The sequence below is a fragment of the Streptomyces sp. NPDC031426 genome, assembly GCF_055581585.1.
This window is the reverse complement of the sequence record NZ_JBVIJE010000013.1, coordinates 1-22909: the sequence shown is the minus strand read 5'-3', so window position 1 is coordinate 22909 and position 22909 is coordinate 1. Positions and strand designations below refer to the sequence as shown.

Genomic DNA, 22909 nt, shown 5'->3' with positions numbered 1-22909 from the left:
ATTCCGCCCGGCCGGTGCGCCGCCGAAGACGATGGCGCACCGGACCCCCCAGAAACCGCCGGCCACCCCGTCCCGGCGGAGCAGCCGCCCCGGCGGGCCGATGAAGGAGTCGAGGCCCGCCGGGGCGCGGCCTGTTCGGTCACTCTGTCTTTCACCGCAGCACCACCCCAGAAACACCATCGCCGAGGAATTGTCGTCAAGGGGGAGAGACATGCTGAGGTTCTCCGTTCTCGGGGCACTGGAGATATGCACCGCCGCGGGTCCGGCGGACGTCTCCGGGGACCTGCAGCGCACCCTGGTGCAGACGCTGCTGGTCAGCGAGGGGCGTCCGGTCTCCGGGGAGGGCCTGGCCGAGGAGATGTGGGGCGAGGCCGTACCCGACCGCCAGGCCAACGCCCTGCAGGCGCACATCAGCAGGCTCCGGCGCAGGCTGCGGGCGCTGGAACCGGACCGGCCGGCCTCGCGGGTGACCATCCATCCCGCCGGATACCGGCTCAGTGTCGGCGAGGGCGAGCTGGACGCGGCCGAGTTCGTGCGGGCCGTACGGCAGGCGGAGACGGCGTCCGACCGGGACGCGGCGCGCACCGCCCGGTCGCTCGGCGAGGCCCTGGCGCTGTGGCGCGGGCCCGTGTTCGGCGGCCTTCCCGGCGGCACCCTCTGCCAACTGGCCGGCGCCCGCTACGAGGAGTACCGGATGCGGGCCATGGAGCTGCGCTTCGACGCGGAGCTGCGGCTCGGCCGGCACGCGGCCGTGCTCGCCGAGTTGGCCGAGGCGCACACCAACCACCCGTTGCGGGAGCGGTTCTGCGAGCAGCTGATGATCGCCCTGTACGGCGCGGGCCGGCAGGCCGACGCCCTCGACGTCTTCCGCCGTATGCGCCGCCACCTCGACGACGAACTCGGCATCCAGCCCTCCCCCGCGCTGCGCAAGGTCGAGACCGCGATCCTCTCCCACGATCCGGCCCTCACCGGTGACCCGCGCATCCACACCCCGCTCCAACCCGTCTGACGGCCGTGCGGATCGACGGCCGTGAGCGCCCGTCAGTCGCCGGTCAGCGTGCCCTGCCACGCTCGTGCCCACGCACGCCGGGGCCGGCAGCCGGCGCGGGCGCGGTATCCGATGTCCACCTCACACAGAGGCAGGGAGACATGAAGTCCCAGGTCGCGGAACTGGCCGCGCTGCGCGCACGCGTGCTCGCCGGCCCCGGTGAGAAGGCGACGGCCGCACAGCAGGCCAAGGGGAAGCTGACCGTGCGGGAACGGATCGGTCTGCTCCTCGACGAGGGCTCGTTCCACGAGGTCGAGCCGCTGCGCCGGCACCGGGCGACCGGTTTCGGCCTGGAGGCGAAGAAGCCGTACACCGACGGCGTGGTCACCGGCTGGGGCACGGTCGAGGGCCGTACCGTCTTCGTCTACGCGCATGACTTCCGGATCTTCGGCGGCGCGCTGGGCGAGGCCCACGCCGCCAAGATCCACAAGATCATGGACATGGCCATCGCGGCCGGCGCGCCCCTGGTGTCCCTGAACGACGGGGCGGGCGCCCGCATCCAGGAGGGCGTGACCGCGCTCGCCGGGTACGGCGGCATCTTCCGCCGCAACACCGCAGCCTCCGGGGTGATCCCGCAGATCAGCGTGATGCTGGGCCCGTGCGCGGGCGGCGCCGCCTACAGCCCGGCCCTGACCGACTTCGTGTTCATGGTCCGCGAGACCTCGCAGATGTTCATCACGGGCCCCGACGTGGTCAAGGCGGTGACCGGCGAGGAGATCACCCAGAACGGCCTCGGCGGCGCCGACGTCCACGCCGAGACCAGCGGGGTGTGCCACTTCGCCTACGACGACGAGCAGACCTGTCTGGAGGAGGTCCGGTATCTGCTCTCCCTCCTGCCTCGCAACAACCGCGAGAACCCGCCCGCGGTGCCCTGCGACGACCCGGCCGACCGGCGCTGCGAGGCGCTGACGGAGCTGGTGCCGGTCGACGGCAACCGGCCCTACGACATGGCCCGGGTGATCGAGGAGATCGTCGACGACGGCGAGTACCTGGAGGTGCACCAGCGCTGGGCCCGCAACATCATCTGCGCGCTGGCCCGCCTCGACGGCCAGGTCGTCGGGATCGTCGCCAACCAGCCGCAGACCCTGGCCGGTGTGCTGGACATCGAGGCGTCCGAGAAGGCGGCCCGGTTCGTGCAGCTGTGCGACGCGTTCAGCATCCCGATCGTCACGCTGCTCGACGTGCCCGGATTCCTGCCCGGCGTCGGCCAGGAGCACGGCGGCATCATCCGGCACGGCGCCAAGCTGCTGTACGCCTACTGCGACGCCACCGTGCCCCGTATCTCGCTGATCCTGCGCAAGGCCTACGGCGGCGCGTACATCGTCATGGACTCCCAGTCGATCGGCGCCGACCTCACCTACGCCTGGCCGACCAACGAGATCGCGGTGATGGGCGCGGAGGGCGCCGCGAACGTCATCTTCCGGCGGCAGATCGCCGAGGCCGACGATCCCGAGGCCAGGCGGGCGGAGCTGGTCAAGGAGTACAAGGCCGAGCTGATGCACCCGTACTACGCGGCCGAACGCGGCCTGGTCGACGATGTGATCGATCCGGCCGACACCCGCGCCGTCCTCATCGGCGCGCTCGCGATGCTGCGCACCAAGCACGCCGAGCGCCCGGCCCGCAAGCACGGCAACCCCCCGCAGTGAGTGTCCCCGGTGAGTCCCGCCATGTGACGGAGGTCCCCATGCCCGTGTCCCCCGCGTCCCCCACCCCGCCGATCCGGGTCGAGAAGGGCCAGGCCACCGACGAGGAACTGGCCGCCCTCGCGGTGCTGCTCCTCAGCCGGGGCGCCCTCGCCGGTGCCGATGCGGAGCCCTCCTCCCCCGGCACCACCTCCTGGCGCCCGCACGCCTTCCACGCGCCGCACAGCTGGCAGCGCTCCTGACCGGCGTACCCCGCGACAGCACCGAACGGCCCGGCGTATCCCGCGTCCGGGCCGCCCGGCACCGTGGCTCAGCCCTGGACGAGGGTGATGTTCTGGTCCGTGACCCCGTGGAAGGCGGGCAGCGGGGCGATGTCCGAGGGCCGCAACTCCATGAGGGTGGCCTGCACATGGGCGGGACCGGTCCTGAGGGTCTCGGAGCCGGCCTTGCCGGTGTTCTGCCAGCGGTGCTCGGCGCCGTCGCACTGGGCGACGCCGCCGCCGATGCCGTGCTTGACCCGGGCGTCGCTCTGGCTGAGCGAGGAGCTGACGAACACCGGTCCGGTGCCGGCGGTGCAGCGGTAGCTGCCGGAGAGCGTGATCGTGCCGTCGGACGCGATACGGCCGGGGGTGTCGACGGTGACGGTCTCGGAGGAGTCGGCGCCTGCCGGGCCGCCGGCGACACACAGCAGGGCGACGGCGCCGAGGGCCGCGACGAGGGCGGGGCGAGTGGGCATGGGGTATCTCCCGGTTCCGTGGGGGGACGATGGCTGCCACTGGTACCGGTCGGCCGTGCCGCAGGTCGTGATCGTCACTCCATCGGTGGCGCGTCCTGGAACCGTCCGGGAGTTGTCCGGTTGTTGTCACGCTTCACGGCGCGCGGTTCCGGGGCGTTCACGGCGGGAGCATGGTCTATGCATGACGGGCGGCGGCCGAACCCGCCGGCCCCTCACATCCCGATGTGGAGGTGCGCCATGTGCTCCAACCAGTCCTCGTGCCCCGCGTCCGGCCCCGCCCTGCGGCATCCGGTGGCCGCCCATCCCGAGCAGGGCTGGACCTTGCTGTGCGACGGCTCGATCGTGTTCGACGACAGCGGCGAACTGCACCCGGACGGCAGCGTGGTGCCGCCGTGCCGGGTCCCGGCCGAACGCCTCGCCACAGCGGCCTGACCCCGGCCCGCTACGGCAGCACCGCGAACCCGTCCAGCTCCACCATCGCCTGCTCGTCCCACAGCCGTACGACCTGTACGACGGCCATCGCCGGGTAGTCCCGGCCCGCCAAGTCCCGCCAGATGCGGCCGAGTCGGCCGGCGTGGGCGCGGTACGCGGCGACGTCCGTGGCGTAGACGGTGACCCGGGCGAGGTCCGCGGGGGTGCCGCCGGCCGCGCGCAGGGCCGCGAGGAGGTTGCCGAGGGCCCGCTCGAACTGCTCGGGCAGCGTGTCCCCGGTGACCTTGCCGTCGGCGTCCAGGGCGGTCTGGCCCGCGAGGAACACCACGCGCGAGCCGGAGGCGACGACGGCGTGCGAGAACCCCGTGGGCGGGGGCAGCTCGGGCGGGTTGACGCGCTCGGTCGTCACCGGGGGGCCTCCTCGGTCCTTGCGTACAACTCCTTGGCGATGATGCCCCGTTGGACCTCGCTCGCGCCCTCGTAGATGCGCGGGACGCGCACCTCGCGGTAGAGGTGTTCGAGGAGGTGGCCGCGGCGCAGGGCCTGGGCGCCGTGCAGTTGGACGGCGGTGTCGACGACGTACTGCGCGGTCTCGGTGGCGAGCAGCTTGGCCATCGCGGCGCGCTTCGGGACGTCGGCGGCGCCCTCGTCGTGCGCCGTCGCCGCCGCGTACACCATCAGCCGGGCGGCCTCGGTGCGCAGGGCCATCTCGGCGACCTGGTGGGAGACGGTCTGCAGGTCCATCAGCCGGCCGCCGAAGGCCTCGCGGCGGCGGGTGTGACCGAGGGTGGCGTCGAGCGCGGCCTGAGCCATGCCGACCGCGAAGGCGCCGACGCTGGGGCGGAAGAGGTTGAGGGTGCCCATGGCGACCGTGAAGCCGCGATCGCGCTCGCCGAGCATGTCGTCGGCGGTCACCGGTACGGCGTCGAAGTCCAGGGCGCCGATGGGGTGCGGCGAAAGCATGTCCAGCGGGGTGCCGGTGAGCCCGGGCCGGTCCGCGGGGACGAGGAAGGCGGTCACACCGCGGGCCTTGGCGCCGGGCGTGGTGCGGGCGAAGACGGTGTAGAAGTCGGCCTCGGGGGCGTTGGAGATCCAGCGCTTGGCGCCGGTGAGCCGCCAGCGGCCGGCGCCGTCGGGCTCGGCCGCGAGGGACAGCGCGGCCGCGTCCGAACCCGCCCCCGGCTCGCTCAGCGCGAAGGCGGCGACCGCGCTCCCGTCGGCGACCCGGGGCAGCCAGCGCTCGCGCTGGGCGGGGCTGCCGTGGGCGTGCACCGGATGGGCGCCCAGGCCCTGCAGCGCGAGCGCGGTCTCGGCCTCGGTGCAGGACTGGGCGAGGGATTCGCGCATCAGACACAGGTCCAGCGCACCCGAGGTGAACAGCCTCGCGAGCAGGCCGAGTTGGCCGAGCTCGGCGAGGAGCGGCCGGTTGACGCGTCCGGGCTCGCCCTTGTCGGCGAGCGGGCGCAGCCGTTCGGCGGCCGTCGTGCGCAGCTCGGCGCACCAGGCGGCCTGCCGCGGGTCGAGCGAGAATGCGGGCACTGCCGGTCCTCCCTCCGGTCCGGGCCACCCTGACCCTTCCCGTTCACCGTCCGGGACGGCACCACCGCGGCCCGCCCCAGCGCCTTCCGGCGACGAGCCACCCTCTTGGCCACCCCGGCTCCCCACCCACGTTATCGCGCAAGCTTGACTGCCGTCACCAAGACGATACGCTCGATGCGCGAGCCCATCAGGACGCCGGTGCCCACCACGACGCCCGTCTTCGACGCTTGTCACGGCAAGGGGGCGAACCGCCATGCACCGCTCGGCCCATGTCGACACCTTCGCGCGCGACCATCTGCCGCCGCCGGACGAGTGGCCCGAGCTGCGGTTCGACCTGCCGGAACTGCGCTATCCCGAGCGGCTGAACTGCGCCGCCGAACTCCTCGACCACGCCGGGGCGGACCACCCGGTCTTCCACACCCCGGACGGGCCGAGCTGGACGTACGGCGAGTTGCGCGCGCGGGTGGACCGGATCGCGCACGTGCTCACCGGCGACCTCGGCGTGGTCCCCGGCAACCGGGTGCTGCTGCGCGGCCCCACCACGCCCTGGCTCGCCGCCTGCTGGCTGGCGGTGCTGAAGGCGGGCGCGATAGCGGTCACCGTGCTGGCCCAGCAGCGCCCGCACGAGCTGGCCACCATGTGCGAGATCGCCCTGGTGCGGCACGCGCTGTGCGACATCCGGTCCGTGGACGACCTGGCGAAGGCCGACATACCCGGGCTGCGGATCACGACGTACGGCGGGGACGGCCCCGACGACCTCCTCAACCGCCCGGCACCCGGCACGCCGTACCCGGCGGTCGGCACCGCGGCCGACGACGTGGCCCTGATCGCGTTCACCTCGGGCACCACGGGTCGCCCGAAAGGGTGCATGCACTTCCACCGGGACGTGCTGGCGATCGCGGACACCTTCTCCCGGCATGTGCTGCGCCCCCGGGCGGACGACGTCTTCACCGGCAGCCCCCCGCTCGGCTTCACCTTCGGCCTGGGCGGTCTGGTGGTCTTCCCGATGCGGGCCGGCGCCAGCTCCCTGCTCCTGGAACAGGCCGGACCCCGCCAACTGCTCCCCGCGATCGCCGAGCACCGCGTCTCGGTCCTGTTCACCGCCCCGACCGCCTACCGCGCCATGCTGGAGCAGCTCGACGGGCACGACGTCTCGTCGCTGCGGCGCTGTGTGTCGGCCGGCGAGAACCTGCCCGCGGCCACCTGGCGGGCCTGGCACGAGCGCACCGGCCTGCGCGTCATCAACGGCATCGGCGCGACCGAGCTGCTGCACATCTTCGTCTCCGCGGCCGACGAGCGGATCAGGCCGGGCACCACGGGGGTGCCGGTGCCGGGCTGGCAGGCGCGGGTGCAGGACGCGCACGGCAGGCCGGTGCCGGACGGCGAGCCCGGACTGCTCGCCGTGCGCGGCCCGGTCGGCTGCCGCTACCTCGCCGACCCGCGCCAGCGCGGGTACGTACGCGGCGGCTGGAACATCACCGGCGACACCTATGTCCGCGAACCGGACGGCTACTTCCGCTATGTGGCCCGGGCCGACGACATGATCATCTCCGCCGGGTACAACATCGCCGGACCGGAGGTGGAGGACGCGCTGCTGCGGCACCCGGACGTGGTGGAGACGGCGGTCGTCGGCCGCCCGGACGAGGCCCGCGGACAGGTGGTGGTCGCCTACACCGTGCTGCGCGAGGGCGCCCGGCGCGACCCCGAGGCCCTGCGCGGCTTCCTCAAGTCCGAGCTGGCACCCTACAAATGCCCGCGCGAGTTCGTCTTCCTCGACGCGCTCCCGCGCACCGCCACCGGCAAGCTCCAGCGCTTCCGGCTGCGCAGCGAAGGTGACCGGCAGTGATGCCGACGACCTAAAATGATCAACGTGTCCGAGCAGCACGCCCCCAGGTCCCTCATCGTCACGCTCTACGGCGCGTACGGCCGCTTCATGCCCGGCCCGGTGCCCGTCGCCGAGCTGATCCGGCTCCTGGCCGCGGTCGGCGTGGACGCGCCCTCCGTGCGTTCCTCGGTGTCCCGGCTCAAACGCCGCGGCCTGCTGCTGCCGGCCCGCACCGAGCAGGGCGCGGCCGGCTACGAGCTCTCCCCGGAGGCACGCCAGTTGCTGGAGGACGGCGACCGGCGGATCTACGCGACCACGCCCGTGGAGGACGCGGACTGGGTGCTCGCGGTGTTCTCCGTGCCCGAGTCCGAGCGGCAGAAGCGGCATGTGCTGCGCTCCCGGCTGGCCGGCCTGGGCTTCGGCACGGCGGCCCCCGGGGTGTGGATCGCCCCGGCCCGCCTCTACGAGGAGACTCGGCACACCCTGCGCCGGCTGCACCTGGACCCGTACGTCGACCTCTTCCGCGGCGAGCACGTGGGCTTCGCCCCGACGGCCGAGGCGGTCGCCCGCTGGTGGGACCTGACCGCGATCGCCAAGGAGCACGAGCGGTTCCTGGACGCGCACGCCCCGGTGCTGCGGGCCTGGGAGCGCCGCGGCAGCACCCCGCCCGAGGAGGCCTACCGGGACTACCTCCTCGCCCTCGACTCCTGGCGCCACCTGCCGTACACCGATCCCGGCCTGCCCACCCCACTGCTGCCCACCGGCTGGCCGGGCCTGCGCTCGGCGGAGGTGTTCCGCGCCCTGCACGAGCGGCTGCGGGACGCGGGTGCGGAGTTCGCGGGGGTGTGAGACGGGGCGGTCTCACAGGGAGGTCAGGCAGTACAGGTGTGCTCCCTCCGTCCGGGCGCGATGGGCCAGGCCGACGAAGGTGCGGATGCTGTCCTCGGCGTGCAGGTAGTCGGCGAAGTACGCCTCGTCGATGTCGCACGCCTGGAGCGCGAGCATCGGCACCGCGTCCTCGACCACGTCGGCGAGGGTGTCCCGCCAGGCGTCGGGCAGTTCCTCGAGGAACGTCCCTTCGTCCCACGCGGTCCCGGACACCACCAGCGTCTCATGGGGGTACGGCACCTCGTCCGGGTCGGGCGAGACCAGTTCGGGCCGCTCCCCGCGGGCGGGCGGTATGCCCGCCGCGAAGGCGATCAGCCGGGGCAGCGCCAGATGAGGGTCCATGTTCCCCACATCGACCCCGGCCAAGCCCAGCCGCTCACCGTCCGGTCCGATGACCCGCTCCACCGCCGTGCCCCGGTCACCGGCGAGGAAGTACTCGCGCGACACGCCCATGACGTCTCCGTTCGTCTCACTGCCCCACGAGTCGAGTACAGCAGACGGCACTGACAGTCATCCACCGAGGGACAACCGCGGCTTCGGGGCGTCCGTGCGGCCGGTCTGCGGGCGGCGGCTGCCGGCGCGATAGGGCGCGGGCCAGACCACACCGGGGCCTTCGTAGCCCTGCTCGGCCGCCGCGTGCAGGGTCCAGTGCGGGTCGTACAGGTGCGGACGGCCCAGCGCGCACAGGTCCGCGCGCCCGGCGAGGATCAGGGAGTTGACGTCGTCCCAGGACGAGATCGCGCCGACGGCGATCACCGGGACACCCGCCTGCTGCCGGATCCGGTCGGCGAACGGCGTCTGGTACGACCGCCCGAACTCCGGCCGCTCCTCGGCCACCACCTGCCCGGTGGAGACGTCGATCGCGTCGGCGCCGTGCGCGGCGAAGGCGCGGGCGATCTCCACCGCGTCCTCGGCGGTCGTTCCGCCCTCGGCCCAGTCCGTCGCGGAGATGCGCACCGTCATCGGCCGCTCCGCCGGCCACACCGCGCGGACGGCGTCGAAGACCTCCAGCGGGAACCTCAGCCGTCGCTCCGGCGAGCCGCCGTAGGCGTCGGTGCGCCGGTTGGTGAGCGGGGAGAGGAAGCCGGAGAGCAGATAGCCGTGCGCGCAGTGCAGTTCGAGCAGGTCGAAGCCGGCCCGCGCGGCCCGCCACGCGGCGGCGGTGAACTGCTCGCGGATGTCGGTGAGTTGGGCCCGGGAGAGCTGCCGCGGGAGCTGGCTGCCCGGCTTGTACGGCAGCGGGGAGGCGGCGACCAGGGGCCAGTTGCCGCGCGGCAGCGGCTCGTCCATGCCCTCCCACATCAGCTTCGTGGAACCCTTGCGGCCGGAGTGCCCGAGCTGCACGCCGATCGCGGTGCCGGGCGCCTGGGCGTGCACGAAGTCGGTGACCCGCCGCCAGGCCTCGGCCTGCCTGCCGGTGTAGAGCCCGGCGCAGCCCGGCGTGATCCGGCCCTCCTCGCTCACGCACACCATCTCGGTCATGACCAGACCGGCCCCGCCGAGGGCGCGGGCGCCGAGGTGGACCAGATGGAAGTCGCCGGGGACGCCGTCGGTGGCGGAGTACATGTCCATCGGCGACACCACGACCCGGTTGCGCAGGGTCAGACCACGCAGCCGGAACGGGGTGAACATCGGGGGGGTGCCGGGCGGGCAGCCGAACTCGCGCTCGACCGCGGCGGTGAAGTGGGGGTCGCGCAGCCGGAGGTTGTCGTGGGTGACGCGGCGGCTGCGGGTGAGCAGGTCGAAGGCGAACTGGCGGGGCGGCCGGCCGAGGTGGAGGGAGAGGTTCTCGAACCATTCGAGGCTGGCCCGGGCGGCGCGCTGAGTGGAGGCGACGACGGGTTTGCGCTCCTCCTCGTAGGCCGCCAGTGCCGTTTCGAGTGTGGGCCGTTCGCGCAGGCACGCCGCGAGTGCGAGGGCGTCCTCCACGGCGAGTTTCGTGCCCGAGCCGATGGAGAAGTGGGCGGTGTGCGCGGCGTCGCCGAGGAGGACGACGTTGCCGTGCGACCAGCGGTCGTCGACCACCGTACGGAAGGTGGTCCAGGCCGAGTTGTTGGAGCGCAGGGGGCGGCCGCGGAGCGCGTCGGAGAAGATCTTGGCGCAGCGCTCGACGGACTCGTGCGGGGTGAGCTCGTCGAATCCCGCCGCCTTCCAGACCTCCTCGCGCATCTCCACGATCACGGTGGAGGCGCCGGCCGCATAGGGGTAGGCGTGCAGCTGCATCACGCCGTGCTCGGTCTCGGCGATCTCGAAGCGGAAGGCGTCGAACGCGAAGTCGGCGGCGAGCCAGATGTAGCGACAGCGGTGTGTCGTCACCCGCGGGCGGAACACATCGGCGTAGGCGGCGCGGGTGGTGCTGTTGACTCCGTCGGCGGCGATCACGAGGTCGTACGCGGCGGAGAGCGTGTCCGGGTGCGGCGCCTCGGTGGAGAACCTCAGGTCCACGCCGAGGGAGCGGCAGCGCTCGTGCAGGATCTCCAGGAGACGGCGCCTGCCGAGCGCGGCGAAGCCGTGGCCGCCGGAGCGGTGGGTGACACCCCGGTGGACGATGTCGATGTCGTCCCAGCGGACGAAGTCCCTTTGCAGGGCCGCGTAGACGACGGGGTCGGCGTGTTCGATGCCGCCGAGGGTCTCGTCGGACAGGACGACTCCGAAGCCGAACGTGACGTCCGGGGCGTTGCGCTCCCAGACGGTGACCTCACGGGTGGGATCGAGCCGCTTGAGGAGCGCTGCGGCGTACAGGCCCCCGGGGCCGCCGCCGGTGATCGCCACGCGCATGAAGGCTCACCTCCCCCGCCACTTCGGCGGGCGTTTCTCCGTGAAGGCCGCGTGGAACTCCGCGTAGTCCTCGCCGTTCATCAGCAGGGCCTGGGTCGAGGCGTCCAGCTCGACGGAGGCCGCCAAGGGCATGTCCAGCTCGGAGGTGAGCAGGGCCTTCGTCTGGGCGTGTGCCAGTGCGGGGCCGTCGGCCAGGCGGCGGGCCAGCGCTTGAGCCGCCTCGTCGGCCCGCCCCTCCTCGGTCAGCTCGCTGATCAGGCCGATGCGCTCGGCCTCGGGGGCCCGGACCGGTTCGCCCAGCATGAGCAGCCGGGTGGCGTGGCCGAGGCCGACGACACGGGGCAGCAGATAGGCCGCGCCCATGTCGCCGCCGGACAGGCCGACGCGGGTGAAGAGGAAGGCGAAGCGGGCGCTCGGGTCCGCGACGCGGAAGTCGGCCGCCAGCGCCAGGACCGCTCCGGCACCGGCCGCCACGCCGTGCACCGCGGCGATCACCGGGAACGGGCACTCCCTGATCGCCCGCACGACCTGGCCCGTCATCCGGTTGAAGTCGAGCAGCCGCGCGGTGTCCATGCCGAGGGTGGCGCCGATGATCTCGTCGACGTCGCCGCCCGAGCAGAAGCCGCGTCCCTCGCCGGCCAGCACCAGGGCGCGTACGGCGCGCTCCCGGGACAGCTCGGCCAGCAGGTCGCGCAGGTCGGCGTAGGCGCCGAAGGTGAGCGCGTTGAGCTTCTCGGGACGGGCGAGGGTGACGGTGGCGACACCGTCGGCGAGCCGGACCCGCAGGTGCTCCCAGGCGGAGGTGCGGGCGGCGGAGCCGGTGAAGGGACTCATGACGTGCGGCCTCCTAGGGCGGCGGTGCCGTACGTTGCACTGTCCCATGAAGTTATCACTCATTTGTGACTGTCGTCACGAGTACGCGACAGACGGCGACCGATCGGCCGGATCCGGTCACGTGCGTCACCGGTTCTCGACAGCGCCGTAACAAGGGGCCCGGGCGGGCGAGGCGGGGCGTTCGCCGGGGTAAGCCGCCGGTACCGGGGCCGAGGGTCCCGGGCGAAGCCCGCCGACGGTCCGAAGTGGCCGGGCCCGTACCATTCCTACAGTCGAAAGCAGGACAGCCTGCTCCATGAACGGACTCGCCTTGCACGAACGCCCCACCGAACCGGCCTCCTGGCGCATCGCACTGCCGCACACCGCCGCGGCGGTGCCCGTGGCCCGTGCCCTGGTGCGCACGGCCCTCGCCGAGGTGGAGCACCCGGCCGACAGCGACACCGCGGAGCTGCTCACGGCGGAGCTGGTGGCCAACGCGGTGGAGCACACCGCCGGGCGCGGCCCGATAGAGCTGGTGGTGGAGCTGATGCCGACCGGCTGCCAGGTCGAGGTGCACGACCCGGACCCGGCGCCGCCCGGCCATCTGACCCGGCCGGTGATCGAGGAGCCCGACGTGTGGCAGGAGGGCGGGCGCGGGCTGCTGCTGATCCGCGCCCTCAGCTCGTCCTGCGGTCACCGCCCCACCCCGTCGGGCAAGGCGGTGTGGTTCAGACTGCCTGCGGTTCCCGCTCAGCGGCGGCGCTCGGCGTGACCTCCGGGGCGGCCGCCCGGGCCAGCGTGGAGTGCCGGCGGCCGTAGCCGACGTAGATCAGCAGGCCCACCACGAGGAACACCGCGAACTGGACCCAGGTCTGCCAGCCGGTCTCGTACATCAGGTACAGGCAGAAGCCGACGCCGAGCAGCGGGCCCACCGGGTACAGCGGCACCCGGAAGCTGCGGGTGAGGCCCGGTTCGCGGCGGCGCAGGGCGATCACCACGATGTTCACCACGGCCATGATCGCCAGGGTGCCGATGGTGCACAGGTTCATCACGGCGTCGAGGGAGGCGAAGGCCGCCGGGAGCGCGAAGACGAGGGCGACGATCAGCGTGCCGGCGACCGGGGTGGAGGTCTTCGGGTTCACCTTCTCGAAGACCCGCGGGATCAGGCCGTCCCGGGACATCGACATCAGGATGCGGGTCTGGCCGTACATCACCGCGAGGACCACCGAGGCGATGGCGATGACCGCGCCGAAGGCGATCACTCCGCCGCCGACGGCCGAGCCGGTGACCTCGTTGACGACGTACGACAGCGCGGCGGGGCGGCCGGCGACCTGCTGGCCGCCGATGGCGCCGATCGCCGCCAGCGCGACCGCGCAGTACAGCAGGGTCACGATGCCCATGCAGACCATGATCGCGACCGGGATGTCCCGGCGCGGGTTCTTGGCCTCCTCGCCGGCGGTCGTGATCGCGTCGAAGCCGATGTAGGAGAAGAACGCGGCCGTGGTGCCCGCGCCGATGCCGCCGAGGCCGGCCGGCGAGAACGGGGTGAGGTTGCCGTGCTTGAAGGCGCTGTAGCCGATGGCGCAGAAGGCCAGCAGGATGACGAGCTTGACCGCGGCCATGGCGGCCGTCGCCCGGGCACTCTCGCGCACCCCGCGCACCAGCAGCACGGAGGCCAGGGCGATGACGATCACGGCGGGGAGGTTGATGATCCCGCCGTCGCCCGGGCCCGCGGACAGCGCGGCCGGGAGCTGGACGCCGGTGAGGCTGTGCAGCAGCTCGTTGACGTACTGGCTCCAGCCGACGGCGACGGCCGAGATGGAGATGCCGTACTCCAGCAGCAGGCACCAGCCGACCAGGAAGGCGGTGGACTCGCCGAGGCCGGCGTAGGCGAAGGAGTACGAGGAGCCGGAGACCGGGATCGCGCCGCCCAGCTCCGCGAAGGAGAAGGCGGTGAAGACGCAGGTGATCGCGGCGAGGACGAAGGAGACGACGACGGCCGGGCCGGCTTGGGCGACGGAGTCGGAGAGGCCGACGAAGATGCCGGTGCCGACGATGGCGCCGACGCCGAAGCAGATGAGCTGGAAGAGGCCCATCGTGCGCTTGAGGCCGTGGCCCTCGCGGTCGGCGCCGGATTCGGCGACGAGCAGGTGCGGGGACTTGATGCGGGGAGCGGGCATTGCGGGTGGTGCTCGTTTCTGGGTGGTGCGGGCGACCGGGTGAGGTCGCGGCGGCGGCCCGGGCTGGGGTGGTGCGGGGCCGCCGGTCAGGATAAGGGCAGGTCGGGGCGGTGGGCCAGGGTCAGCGGGCGAGTGTGGCGACCAGCACCGCCTTGATGGTGTGCAGGCGGTTCTCGGCCTCGTCGAAGACGACCGAGTGCGCGGACTCGAAGACCTCGTCGGTGACCTCCAGCGAGGTCAGGCCGTAGGTCTCGTGGATCTCGCGGCCGACCTTGGTGCCGAGGTCGTGGAAGGCCGGCAGGCAGTGCAGGAACTTCACGTCCGGGTTGCCGGTGGCGCGCAGGACGTCCGTGGTCACGGCGTACGGCGCGAGGGCCTCGATCCGCTCGGCCCAGACCTCCTTCGGCTCACCCATGGAGACCCACACGTCGGTGGCGACGAAGTCCGCTCCCGACGCGCCCTCCCGGACGTCCTCGGTGAGGGTGACCCGGGCGCCGCTCGCCTCGGCGAGCTTGCGGGCGTGGGTGACGACGTCCTCGGCGGGCCAGTAGGCCTTCGGGGCGACGATCCGCACGTCCATGCCGAGCAGGGCGCCGGTGACCAGGTAGGAGTTGCCCATGTTGAAGCGGGCGTCGCCGAGGTAGGCGAAGGCGATCTCCTTCAGCGGCCTGGCGCTGTGCTCGGTCATGGTGAGCACGTCGGCGAGCATCTGGGTGGGGTGCCAGTCGTCGGTGAGCCCGTTGTAGACGGGCACGCCGGCGTGCGCCGCCAGCTCCTCGACCTTGGCCTGGCTGTCCCCGCGGTACTCGATACCGTCGTACATCCGGCCCAGCACCCGCGCGGTGTCCTTGACGGACTCCTTGTGGCCGATCTGCGAGCCGGACGGATCCAGGTAGGTCGTGTGGGCGCCCTGGTCGGCGGCGGCGACCTCGAACGCGCAGCGGGTGCGCGTCGAGGTCTTCTCGAAGATCAGCGCGATGTTCCGGCCGCGCAGGTACTGCGTCTCGGTCCCCGCCTTCTTGGCGGCCTTCAGCTCGGCTGCCAGCTCGACCAGGCCGCGGAACTCCTCCTCGGTGAAGTCCAGCTCCTTGAGGAAGTGGCGGCCGGCGAGGGCGGTCGGGACTGTCGCCATGGGGCGCGCTCCAGACGTACGACTACGAATGACAATGGAAGTATATACGACCATTCACAAATCTATACAGCGTCTCGCTCCACGGGACAGCTCATGCATCTCGGGCCGCCCCGGCCCCGGCCCAGCTCGCTGCCCGGGATCTCGATCACCTCGATGCCCTGCTTGCGCAGATGCGTGTTGGTGGTCGAGTTGCGCTCGTAGGCGACGACGACTCCGGGCTCGACGGCGAGCACGTTGCAGCCGTCGTCCCACTGCTCGCGCTCGGCGGCGTGCACGTCCTGGGTGGCGGTCAGCACCCGGATCTCACCGAGGCCGAGGGCGGCGGCGATCGCGCGGTGCATGTGCTCCGGCGGATGGTCGGTGACCTTCAGCTCCTTCTCGGAGACCCCCGGCTCGATGGTGTACGAGCGCAGCATGCCGAGCCCCGCGTACTGGGTGAAGGTGTCGCCGTCGACCATGGTCATCACGGTGTCGAGGTGCATGAAGGCGCGCCGCTTGGGCATGTCGAGCGCGACGATGGTGCGTGCCGAGCCTGCCGCGAACAGCTTGTACGCCAGCATCTCCACGGCCTGCGGGGTGGTGCGCTCGCTCATGCCGACCAGGACGGCGCCGTTGCCGATCACCAGGACGTCGCCGCCCTCGATGGTGGAGGGGTGGTCGGCCTGCCCCTGGGACCAGACGTTGAACGTCTCGGCGCGGAACAGCGGGTGATGGCGGTAGATCGCCTCGAAGTGGACGGTCTCCCGCTGCCGCGCGGGCAGCCGCATGGCGTTGATCGCGACTCCGTCGTAGATCCAGGCGGAGGTGTCGCGGGTGAAGAGGTGGTTGGGGAGGGGGCCGAGGAGGAAGTCGTCGAGGTCCATCACATGGAAGCGGACGGAGGTCGGCTCCGCGTGCGCCCGCAGGAACTCGCGCTTGGTCATGCCGCCCACGAGCGCCTCGGCCAGCTCGCGTGCGGGCAGGGCCTCGAACGCGGCGCGCAGATGGTCGGCGGCGAGGGGGCCGTACTCCTTCTCGTGGAAGACCCGGTCCAGGACGAGGGCGCGGGCCTCGGGAAGCTCCAGGGTCTCGGTGAGCAGGTCGCCGAAGAGGTGGACGGCGACCCCGCGGTCCCGCAGGACGTCGGCGAACCCGTCGTGCTCGGCGCGCGCCCGGCGCACCCACAGCACGTCGTCGAAGAGCAGGGCGTCCTTGTTGCTGGGGGTGAGCCTTTTGAGCTCCAGGTCGGGCCGGTGCAGGATCACGCGGCGCAGCCGCCCGGCCTCGGAGTCGACGTGGTATGCCATGCCTCCATCCTGGCCGTCCGCGCCCGTCTTCACGCCCTTGTTGACCGTTTCCGACTCCTCCTGTTTTCGTCTCCCTGACGAGAAGGCCCGGTCAGACCGTGGTGCACGGGACCGGCCGGCGCCGGACGCGCGGGGGCAGCGCCACCGCCCAGCCTCCGGCGGCCGGCACCAGCCGCTCGGCTCGGAGGAGACCGACGGCCTCCCGGTCGACCGACGACCGCGTCCAGCGGTGCCGGGTCCTGGAGGCGAAGGAACGCGGCGAGGAGATCGGGGTGGTCGAGGGTGAGCCGTACGGCCGTGCCCTTCTCCCTGCGATCCAGGACCGTCACAAAGGCGGGGCCGCGGCGGTGGTGGAGGCTCCCGAAGACGTGTCCGGCCCGCCAGGCGGCCAACTCCGCCTCGTCCGGCGGACAGTTCCCTCGGCGGGGGGGCAGGTGGTGCAGCAGTCCGATGTCGTACGACGGCCTGCCCACGGCCCGCCAGGCAACCGGCAGCCCCTGGCTCCGGCACTCGCGCAGGAAGCGCACCGTCTCCGCCGTGCTGCGCCCCGAGCCGCTCAGGTCCAGCGGCCCGGTCACCTCGACCCGCCGTCCCGTGAGCCGGTACGGCACGGCGGTCGCAGGCGCGCTCATACCGCGCCCTCGGCCAGGCGGACCGGCTCGCCCCCAGGTCGGCAGGGCCACATAGGTGGCCCCGTCGCGGAACAACAGGCCGAGCTCCAAGGCCTGCCGGACCCATGCGGTGAGGACGTCCGAGACCGGCCCCTGGCCGTCGGCGGTCAGCAGCCGGTGCAGCGCCGGTACGGTACGGCCCTCCTCCAGGCGGCGCAGCGCCTCGCTGCGCCAGCCGGTGAAGCGGTGGGTGGCCGGTGGCCGCCCGTGCCGCCGGTCGTGCACCAACAGCTCCCCGCCGTCCTCCTCGAACAGCAGCCGGGAGTACGCGTGCCCGGCCCGCCAGGCGGCGCCGGCGCACCAGCCGGTCGAGCTCCGCCCACAGCCGCTCCCCGGGCTTGGCGCGGAAGGTCATGGCGAAGCCGTTGAGCCCGCAGAAGGTGCGGCGACACAAGGGCGTTCCGTGACGGACGGGATGCGGCGTGGCGGGCCACAGGCGCGGATCCACCGGGCTACAGGCGCGGATCCACCGGCTCCGACTCCAGGGCCAGCACCCCGAACACCGCCTCGTGCACCCGCCACAGCGGCTCCCCGTCCGCGAGCCGGTCCAGGGCCTCCAGGCCGAGGGCGTACTCGCGCAGCGCGAGGGACCGCTTGTGGTTCAGGAACCGCTGCCGCAGCTTGGCGAGGTTGTCCGGGCGGGTGTACTCGGGGCCGTAGATGATCCGCAGGTACTCCCGGCCCCGGCACTTGATGCCGGGCTGCACCAGCCGGCCGTCGGTGTTCCGGACCAGCGCGCCGAGCGGCTTGACGACCATGCCCTCGCCGCCGCGACCGGTCATCTCCAGCCACCAGTCGACACCCGCGCGCACCGACTCCGGCTCGCCGGTGTCGACGTACAGCCGCCGGGTGGTCTGCAGCAGTCCGGTGCCGTCGTGCTCCACCAGCCGGTCGATCAGGGCCAGTTGCTCGTCGTGCGGCAGCGCGGCGAGGCTGCGGCCCTGGACGGCCAGCAGCTGGAAGGGCGCCAGGCGTACGCCGTCCAGGCCGTCGGTGGTCCAGCAGTAGCGGCGGTAGGCGGCGGTGAACGCGGCCGCGTCGGCGGCCCGGTCCCGCTGCCGGTCCAGCAGGCCGGTGAGGTCGACGCCCCGGGCCGAGGCCGCCTCCAGCGCGGCCAGCGCGCCCGGGAAGACCGCGCCGGACGCGGCGCCGACCGCCGCGTACTGGCTGCGCAGCAGCCCCGAGGCCTTCAGCGACCACGGCATCAGCTCGGCGTCCAACAGCAGCCAGTCGGTGGCCAGTTCGTCCCAGAGTCCCGCCCCCGTGATCGCCGAGCGCAGCCGGCCGAGGATCTCCTCGGTCACCTGCTCGTCGTCGAGGAACGGCCGCCCGGTACGGGTGCAGAGCGACCCGGTCGGACCGTCCACTCCAAAGCGCTTCCGTGCCGCCTCCGCGTCCCGGCACACCAGGGCCACGGCCCGCGAGCCCATGTGCTTCTCCTCGCACACGACCCGCTCGACGCCGTCCGCCGCGTACTGCGCGAAGGCCTCCACCGGGTGCTCCAGGTAGCCGTCCACCTGGGACGTCGGCGTCGGTGCCATGGTCGGCGGCAGGTACGGCAGCAGGCGCGGGTCGGTCGCGAAGCGGCTCATGACCTCCAGGGCCGCCGCCGCGTTCTCCTCGCGGACCGCCACCATGCCCGCGTACCGGGTCTCCACGGCCCGGCGGCCGTGGACGTCCGCCAGGTCCAGCGGCCGGCCGTCCCGGCCACCGGGCGCCTCCGCGCGCAGCGGGCGGGCCGGCTCGTACCAGACCCGCTCGGCCGGTACGTCGACCAGCTCGCGCTCCGGCCAGCGCAGCGCGGTCAGCTTGCCGCCGAAGACCGCGCCGGTGTCCAGGCAGATGGTGTTGTTGAGCCAGGTCGCCTCGGGAACCGGGGTGTGGCCGTAGACCACCGCCGCGCGGCCCCGGTAGTCCTCGGCCCACGGGTAGCGCACCGGAAGACCGAACTCGTCGGTCTCGCCCGTGGTGTCGCCGTACAGGGCGTACGAGCGGACCCGGCCGGAGGTGCGGCCGTGGTACTTCTCGGGCAGGCCGGCGTGGCAGACGACCAGCTTTCCGCCGTCGAGGACGTAGTGACTGACCAGACCCGCCAGGAACCTGCGTACCCGCTCCTTGAACTCCTCGCTCTCGCCCTCCATCTGCGCGATGGTCTCGGCGAGGCCGTGGGTGTGCTGGACGTTGCGGCCCGCCAGGTAGCGGCCGTACTTGTTCTCGTGGTTGCCGGGCACGCACAGCGCGTTGCCCGTCTCGACCATCGACATCACCCGCCGCAGCACGCCCGGGGTGTCCGGGCCGCGGTCGACCAGGTCGCCGACGAAGACGGCGGTACGGCCGTCCGGGTGGACGCCGTCCGTGTAGCCCAGCTTGGCGAGCAGCGCCTCCAGTTCGGCGGAGCAGCCGTGGATGTCGCCGATGATGTCGAAGGGGCCGGTGAGGTGGGTGAGGTCGTTGAAGCGCTTCTCGGTGACGACGGTGGCGTGCTCGGCCTCCTCGACGCCGCGCAGTACATGCACCTTGCGGAAGCCCTCGCGCTCCAGGTGCCTCAGCGAGCGGCGCAGTTCGCGGATGTGCCGCTGGATGACCCGGCGGGGCATGTCGGCGCGGTCGGTGCGGGCCGCGTTGCGCTCGGCGCACACCTCCTCCGGCATGTCCAGCACGATGGCGATGGGCAGCACGTCGTACGTCCTGGCCAGCTCGATCAGCTGACGCCGGGCGTCCTGCTGCACGCTGGTGGCATCCACGACGGTGCGCCGGCCGGCGGCCAGCCGCTTGCCGGCGATGTAGTGCAGGACGTCGAAGGCGTCCCGGGTCGCGCTCTGGTCGTTCTCGTCGTCGGAGACGAGACCGCGGCAGAAGTCCGAGGAGATCACCTCGGTGGGCTTGAAGTGCCGTCGTGCGAACGTGGACTTGCCGGAGCCGGAGGCGCCGACGAGGACGACGAGGGAGAGGTCCGTGACGGGGAGGATCCGCCCCTCGTTCTCTGTTGTCTCGGTCATGCCGCCTTCGCCTCCTTCTCGGTCTTGATCGTGAACAGTGCCATCTGGGTGGGCGGACCGACCTCGGGGTCGTCCGGGCCGACGGGGGCGAACTCCACGCCGTAGCCGTGTCGTTCCGCCACTCTCGCCGCCCAGGTGCGGAACTCCTCGCGCGTCCACTCGAAGCGGTGGTCGCCGTGCCGGGCGTGTCCGGCGGGCAGGGTCTCCCAGCGGACGTTGTACTCGACGTTCGGGGTGGTCACCAGGACCGTACGGGGACGGGCGTGCCCGAACACGGCGTACTCCAGGGCGGGCAGCCGGGGCAGGTCGAGGTGCTCGATCACCTCGCTGAGCACGGCGGCGTCGAAGCCGCTCAGCCGCTTGTCGGTGTAGGCGAGCGAGCCCTGCACCAGCTTGACCCGGGACGCCTGCCGCTCCCCCATGCGGTCCAGCTTCAGCCGGCGGGAGGCGATGGTGAGCGCCCGCACCGACACGTCGAGGCCGACGATCTCGGTGAACCGCACGTCCTTCAGCAGCTCCCGCACCAGCTCACCCTGTCCGCAGCCGAGATCCAGGACGCGCGCGGCGCCCCGGTCCCGCAGGGCGGCGAGGATCGCCTCCCTGCGCTGGACGGCGAGCGGGGTGGGCCGCTCCACCTCCTCGGTCTCGGCCTCGACGGCGTTGTCGATCTCCTCGACCTCGCTGTCGTCGGCCTCGGCGAGCCGCACCAGCTCCAGCCGCTCCATCGCCTGCCGGGTCAGCGACCAGCGGCGGGAGAGGTACCGGCTGGTGATCAGCTTCTGCTCCGGGTGGGCGGGCAGCCAGCCCTCGCCGGCTCGCAGCAGCTTGTCGACCTCGTCCGAGGAGACCCAGTAGTGCTTGGCGTCGTCGAGGACCGGCAGCAGGACATAGAGGTGGCGCAGGGCCTCGGCGAGGGTCAGCTCCTCGGCCTCCAGGACGAGACGCGCATAGCGCGAGTCGCCCCACTCGGGGAACTCGGCGTCCAGGGGGACCGGTTCGGCGGTGACCGTCCAGCCCAGCGGCTCGAAGAGACGCCGTACGAGCTCCGGTCCGCCGCGGGCGGGCAGCGCGGGCACCTCGATGCGCAACGGCCGTGCCCGTTCCGGGAGTTCGGGCCTGGCGTGGCAGGTGCCCTTCATCGCGCTGGAGAACACGCCGCTCAGCGCGACCGCGAGCAGCGAGGAGGCCGCGTAGGGGCGGTCGTTGACGTACTGCGCGAGCGCCGCGTCGGGGGCGCCGCCGCGGCCCTTGCCCTTGCCCTTGCCCCGCCGGACCAGCGCGAGCGTGTCGATCTCCAGCAGCAGCGCGGCCGTGCAGCGCAGGTCGTCCGCCTCGGGGTAGAAGACGTGCGCCGTGCCGTAGGACAGCTTGGTTGAGAACGGGTTGTCAGGGTGCTTGTGGAGGAGAAACCCCAGGTCAGTAGCCGGGTGCTGCTCGTCGCCAGTAGTCGAGATCGTCAGGAACACGTGACCGAGTATGGGTGCCCATGGGTCGGCTCCGGTACTGGATTACCTGGTGACAGCAGAGAGCCCCTACCGGCTAGTACTCCAGCCGTAGATTGTGATCTTTATGAGCGGAGGGCGGCCTGGCGACGGTAGTGGCTGTGGCGGGCCCGGGCTTGGTGGCGTCGTCGCCAGGTGGACCAGCGAAGTCGGTGGGCCGCGTCGCAGGAGGGCCGAACGAGCAGGGCAGCGAAGAGGCGCTGGATCTCGTTGCAGGTGAACGGAATCAGCGCGTCGGGGCTGCTCCCATCGCCGATTGGTGTTTGGTCGCGGCGTTCGAGGGCGCTGGTGACGGCGAGGAATGCGTGGGCGAGGAGGGCCAGGGTGACCCAGCGGTGCCAGGAGTTCCAGCGGCGGACCTGGTGCTCGTCCAGCCCCGCGAGCGTCTTTGAGCTCTGGAACATTTCCTCCACCGTCCAGCGGCTACCCGCGACCGCGACCAGCGTGGACAGCGGGACCGGGCGGGGCGAGTAGCAGCGGTAGTAGGCCAGTTCGCCGGTGCTCCGGTTGCGGCGGATCAGCAGGTGCTGATGGCCCGGCACATCGCCAGAGTTGATGGCGACCTGTGCCCAGTCGTAGAGGCGGTGCCCCTTGGCGCCGCGCCCGGCGGACACCTTCTGCCAGGCCCGGCGCGGGATCTTCTTCGCGAGGTGGTCGGCGTGCTGTGGGCCAGCCTGGGTGGGGACGCGATGGGTGCGGGAGACTGCGAGTACGTAGCCGAGCCCGCGCTTCTCCAGGGCGGCGCGCAGGTGCGGATTGTCGCCGTAGACCTCATCCCCGGCCGCCCACGCGGCAGGGGCCCCGGCATCCAGAGCTCGCTCGATCATCTGCCAGGCCAGCTGCGGCTTGGTCGCGAAGCTGACCTCGTCTGGCACGGCGGCCCGCTCGCAGCGGTCGCGGTCGCCGACCCAGGAAGCGGGCAGGTGGAGGGAGCGGTCGATGCCCGCGTGCCCGTGCCGGGAGGTGTAGGTGAGGTAGACGGCGACCTGGGCGTTCTCGATCCTGCCCGCAGTCCCGGTGTACTGGCGTTGCACGCCCACGGTCTGGGAGCCCTTCTTCAGGTCGCCGGTCTCGTCGACCACGAGGACCGCCTGTTCGTCGGCCAGGTGCTCCAGCACGAACTCGCGCAGGTCGTCGCGGAGCTGGTTGGCGTCCCACTTCGCGCGGCCGAGCAGGTGCTCCAGCCCGTCCGGGGTGGTGTCCCCGATGTGCTCGGCGATGGTCCAGCAGTTCTTGCGCGGCAGGTCCGACAGGAGCCCGAGGATCAATTTCCGTACCCGGCGGCGGGGTTCGACCCGGGAGAACCGACTGGCTATTCGACCCATCAGGCCCTCGAATGCGTCCTGCCAGCGGGCAGGCACTACGCTGTGACCCGCGGCCACCGCATGATCTTCTGTCTTCACACACCGATGATCAGCGGTGGCCGTGCAGCTTCCT

20 protein-coding genes are annotated in these 22909 nt (G+C 72.4%); 7 read left to right on the top strand and 13 right to left on the bottom strand.

Translation table 11 applies throughout. The features are described from left to right. The first annotated feature begins 211 nt into the window (after positions 1-211). From ACZ5NH_RS26120 to ACZ5NH_RS26110, 3 genes are all read left to right on the top strand, one after another. Positions 212-1009 (top strand): AfsR/SARP family transcriptional regulator, encoded by a 798-nt coding sequence (locus ACZ5NH_RS26120; protein WP_468778492.1) that lies wholly within the window; start codon positions 212-214, stop codon positions 1007-1009. Positions 1010-1149: 140 nt separating this feature from the next. Next, on the top strand, positions 1150-2694 hold the full coding sequence (locus tag ACZ5NH_RS26115; protein WP_468778490.1) for an acyl-CoA carboxylase subunit beta: 1545 nt from the start codon (positions 1150-1152) through the stop codon (positions 2692-2694). Between the two features lie 38 nt (positions 2695-2732). Next, positions 2733-2933, top strand: coding sequence for an acyl-CoA carboxylase epsilon subunit (locus ACZ5NH_RS26110; RefSeq protein ID WP_388624699.1), 201 nt, complete (start codon positions 2733-2735; stop codon positions 2931-2933). A gap of 68 nt (positions 2934-3001) precedes the next feature. On the opposite strand, the gene ACZ5NH_RS26105 is transcribed toward ACZ5NH_RS26110, so the two are convergent. After that, entirely contained in the window at positions 3002-3427 is a 426-nt protein-coding gene (locus ACZ5NH_RS26105; protein ID WP_468778488.1) for a DUF6299 family protein, read from the bottom strand. A gap of 237 nt (positions 3428-3664) precedes the next feature. Between ACZ5NH_RS26105 and ACZ5NH_RS26100 the strand changes: the two genes are divergently transcribed. Continuing rightward, complete coding sequence (locus tag ACZ5NH_RS26100; RefSeq protein ID WP_351806179.1) at positions 3665-3859, top strand: DUF5999 family protein; 195 nt, start codon at positions 3665-3667, stop codon at positions 3857-3859. A gap of 10 nt (positions 3860-3869) precedes the next feature. On the opposite strand, the gene ACZ5NH_RS26095 is transcribed toward ACZ5NH_RS26100, so the two are convergent. Continuing rightward, positions 3870-4268 (bottom strand): RidA family protein, encoded by a 399-nt coding sequence (locus ACZ5NH_RS26095; protein WP_468778486.1) that lies wholly within the window; start codon positions 4266-4268, stop codon positions 3870-3872. Then, positions 4265-5398 (bottom strand): acyl-CoA dehydrogenase family protein, encoded by a 1134-nt coding sequence (locus ACZ5NH_RS26090; protein WP_468778484.1) that lies wholly within the window; start codon positions 5396-5398, stop codon positions 4265-4267. The genes ACZ5NH_RS26095 and ACZ5NH_RS26090 overlap by 4 nt, the downstream gene beginning before the upstream one ends. A gap of 253 nt (positions 5399-5651) precedes the next feature. Between ACZ5NH_RS26090 and ACZ5NH_RS26085 the strand changes: the two genes are divergently transcribed. Next, positions 5652-7244: an AMP-binding protein gene (locus ACZ5NH_RS26085; protein WP_468778482.1), complete on the top strand. Its 1593-nt coding sequence runs from the start codon at positions 5652-5654 to the stop codon at positions 7242-7244. Positions 7245-7259: 15 nt separating this feature from the next. Then, complete coding sequence (locus tag ACZ5NH_RS26080) at positions 7260-8072, top strand: PaaX family transcriptional regulator (protein ID WP_468778480.1); 813 nt, start codon at positions 7260-7262, stop codon at positions 8070-8072. A 12-nt stretch (positions 8073-8084) separates the two neighbouring features. Here ACZ5NH_RS26080 and ACZ5NH_RS26075 read toward each other — a convergent pair whose 3' ends face one another. Genes ACZ5NH_RS26075 through ACZ5NH_RS26065 form a run of 3 tightly spaced genes read right to left on the bottom strand, consistent with a single transcriptional unit; the run spans position 8085 to position 11723 of the window. Further along, positions 8085-8564 carry a hypothetical protein gene (locus ACZ5NH_RS26075; protein ID WP_468778478.1) on the bottom strand — a complete coding sequence of 160 codons (480 nt, stop codon included), beginning with the start codon at positions 8562-8564 and terminating at the stop codon, positions 8085-8087. Positions 8565-8621: 57 nt separating this feature from the next. Beyond that, positions 8622-10889 (bottom strand): bifunctional salicylyl-CoA 5-hydroxylase/oxidoreductase, encoded by a 2268-nt coding sequence (locus tag ACZ5NH_RS26070; RefSeq protein ID WP_468778476.1) that lies wholly within the window; start codon positions 10887-10889, stop codon positions 8622-8624. Between the two features lie 6 nt (positions 10890-10895). After that, positions 10896-11723: an enoyl-CoA hydratase family protein gene (locus ACZ5NH_RS26065; RefSeq protein ID WP_468778474.1), complete on the bottom strand. Its 828-nt coding sequence runs from the start codon at positions 11721-11723 to the stop codon at positions 10896-10898. Positions 11724-12018: 295 nt separating this feature from the next. On the opposite strand from ACZ5NH_RS26065, the gene ACZ5NH_RS26060 reads away from it, so the two are divergent. Continuing rightward, a complete protein-coding gene (locus ACZ5NH_RS26060) occupies positions 12019-12474 on the top strand; it encodes an ATP-binding protein (RefSeq protein WP_468778472.1) in 456 nt (151 codons plus the stop codon). Here ACZ5NH_RS26060 and ACZ5NH_RS26055 read toward each other — a convergent pair. The 7 genes from ACZ5NH_RS26055 to ACZ5NH_RS26025 all read right to left on the bottom strand — a co-directional run bounded on the left by ACZ5NH_RS26055 (position 12431) and on the right by ACZ5NH_RS26025 (position 22797). Beyond that, a complete protein-coding gene (locus ACZ5NH_RS26055) occupies positions 12431-13882 on the bottom strand; it encodes an amino acid permease (protein WP_468778470.1) in 1452 nt (483 codons plus the stop codon). The genes ACZ5NH_RS26060 and ACZ5NH_RS26055 overlap by 44 nt on opposite strands. Before the next feature lie 121 nt (positions 13883-14003). Next, the gene (gene argF, locus ACZ5NH_RS26050; protein ID WP_468778468.1) at positions 14004-15014 is read right to left on the bottom strand and encodes an ornithine carbamoyltransferase; all 1011 of its coding nucleotides are present in this window, start codon (positions 15012-15014) and stop codon (positions 14004-14006) included. A gap of 62 nt (positions 15015-15076) precedes the next feature. Next, positions 15077-16300: an arginine deiminase gene (locus tag ACZ5NH_RS26045; protein ID WP_388624730.1), complete on the bottom strand. Its 1224-nt coding sequence runs from the start codon at positions 16298-16300 to the stop codon at positions 15077-15079. 29 nt (positions 16301-16329) lie between these two features. Beyond that, entirely contained in the window at positions 16330-17196 is an 867-nt protein-coding gene (locus ACZ5NH_RS26040) for a DUF5825 family protein (RefSeq protein ID WP_468778465.1), read from the bottom strand. Positions 17197-17423: 227 nt separating this feature from the next. Further along, positions 17424-19970 (bottom strand): polynucleotide kinase-phosphatase, encoded by a 2547-nt coding sequence (locus ACZ5NH_RS26035; protein WP_468778463.1) that lies wholly within the window; start codon positions 19968-19970, stop codon positions 17424-17426. Then, entirely contained in the window at positions 19967-21436 is a 1470-nt protein-coding gene (locus tag ACZ5NH_RS26030; protein ID WP_468778461.1) for a 3' terminal RNA ribose 2'-O-methyltransferase Hen1, read from the bottom strand. The genes ACZ5NH_RS26035 and ACZ5NH_RS26030 overlap by 4 nt, the downstream gene beginning before the upstream one ends. A gap of 101 nt (positions 21437-21537) precedes the next feature. Further along, entirely contained in the window at positions 21538-22797 is a 1260-nt protein-coding gene (locus ACZ5NH_RS26025) for an IS701 family transposase (protein ID WP_468778772.1), read from the bottom strand. Positions 22798-22909: the final 112 nt, after the last annotated feature.

Bases quoted from the DNA above. Each gene is read 5' to 3' on its own strand.
- ACZ5NH_RS26065 (WP_468778474.1), bottom strand. From the start codon at position 11,723: ATGAGTCCCTTCACCGGCTCCGCCGCCCGCACCTCCGCCTGGGAGCAC.
- ACZ5NH_RS26115 (WP_468778490.1), top strand. From the start codon at position 1,150: ATGAAGTCCCAGGTCGCGGAACTGGCCGCGCTGCGCGCACGCGTGCTC.
- ACZ5NH_RS26060 (WP_468778472.1), top strand. From the start codon at position 12,019: ATGAACGGACTCGCCTTGCACGAACGCCCCACCGAACCGGCCTCCTGG.
- ACZ5NH_RS26080 (WP_468778480.1), top strand. From the start codon at position 7,260: ATGATCAACGTGTCCGAGCAGCACGCCCCCAGGTCCCTCATCGTCACG.
- ACZ5NH_RS26100 (WP_351806179.1), top strand. From the start codon at position 3,665: ATGTGCTCCAACCAGTCCTCGTGCCCCGCGTCCGGCCCCGCCCTGCGG.
- ACZ5NH_RS26085 (WP_468778482.1), top strand. From the start codon at position 5,652: ATGCACCGCTCGGCCCATGTCGACACCTTCGCGCGCGACCATCTGCCG.
- ACZ5NH_RS26110 (WP_388624699.1), top strand. From the start codon at position 2,733: ATGCCCGTGTCCCCCGCGTCCCCCACCCCGCCGATCCGGGTCGAGAAG.
- ACZ5NH_RS26045 (WP_388624730.1), bottom strand. From the start codon at position 16,300: ATGGCATACCACGTCGACTCCGAGGCCGGGCGGCTGCGCCGCGTGATC.
- ACZ5NH_RS26075 (WP_468778478.1), bottom strand. From the start codon at position 8,564: ATGGGCGTGTCGCGCGAGTACTTCCTCGCCGGTGACCGGGGCACGGCG.
- argF (WP_468778468.1), bottom strand. From the start codon at position 15,014: ATGGCGACAGTCCCGACCGCCCTCGCCGGCCGCCACTTCCTCAAGGAG.
- ACZ5NH_RS26070 (WP_468778476.1), bottom strand. From the start codon at position 10,889: ATGCGCGTGGCGATCACCGGCGGCGGCCCCGGGGGCCTGTACGCCGCA.
- ACZ5NH_RS26035 (WP_468778463.1), bottom strand. From the start codon at position 19,970: ATGACCGAGACAACAGAGAACGAGGGGCGGATCCTCCCCGTCACGGAC.
- ACZ5NH_RS26120 (WP_468778492.1), top strand. From the start codon at position 212: ATGCTGAGGTTCTCCGTTCTCGGGGCACTGGAGATATGCACCGCCGCG.
- ACZ5NH_RS26105 (WP_468778488.1), bottom strand. From the start codon at position 3,427: ATGCCCACTCGCCCCGCCCTCGTCGCGGCCCTCGGCGCCGTCGCCCTG.
- ACZ5NH_RS26055 (WP_468778470.1), bottom strand. From the start codon at position 13,882: ATGCCCGCTCCCCGCATCAAGTCCCCGCACCTGCTCGTCGCCGAATCC.
- ACZ5NH_RS26025 (WP_468778772.1), bottom strand. From the start codon at position 22,797: ATGGGTCGAATAGCCAGTCGGTTCTCCCGGGTCGAACCCCGCCGCCGG.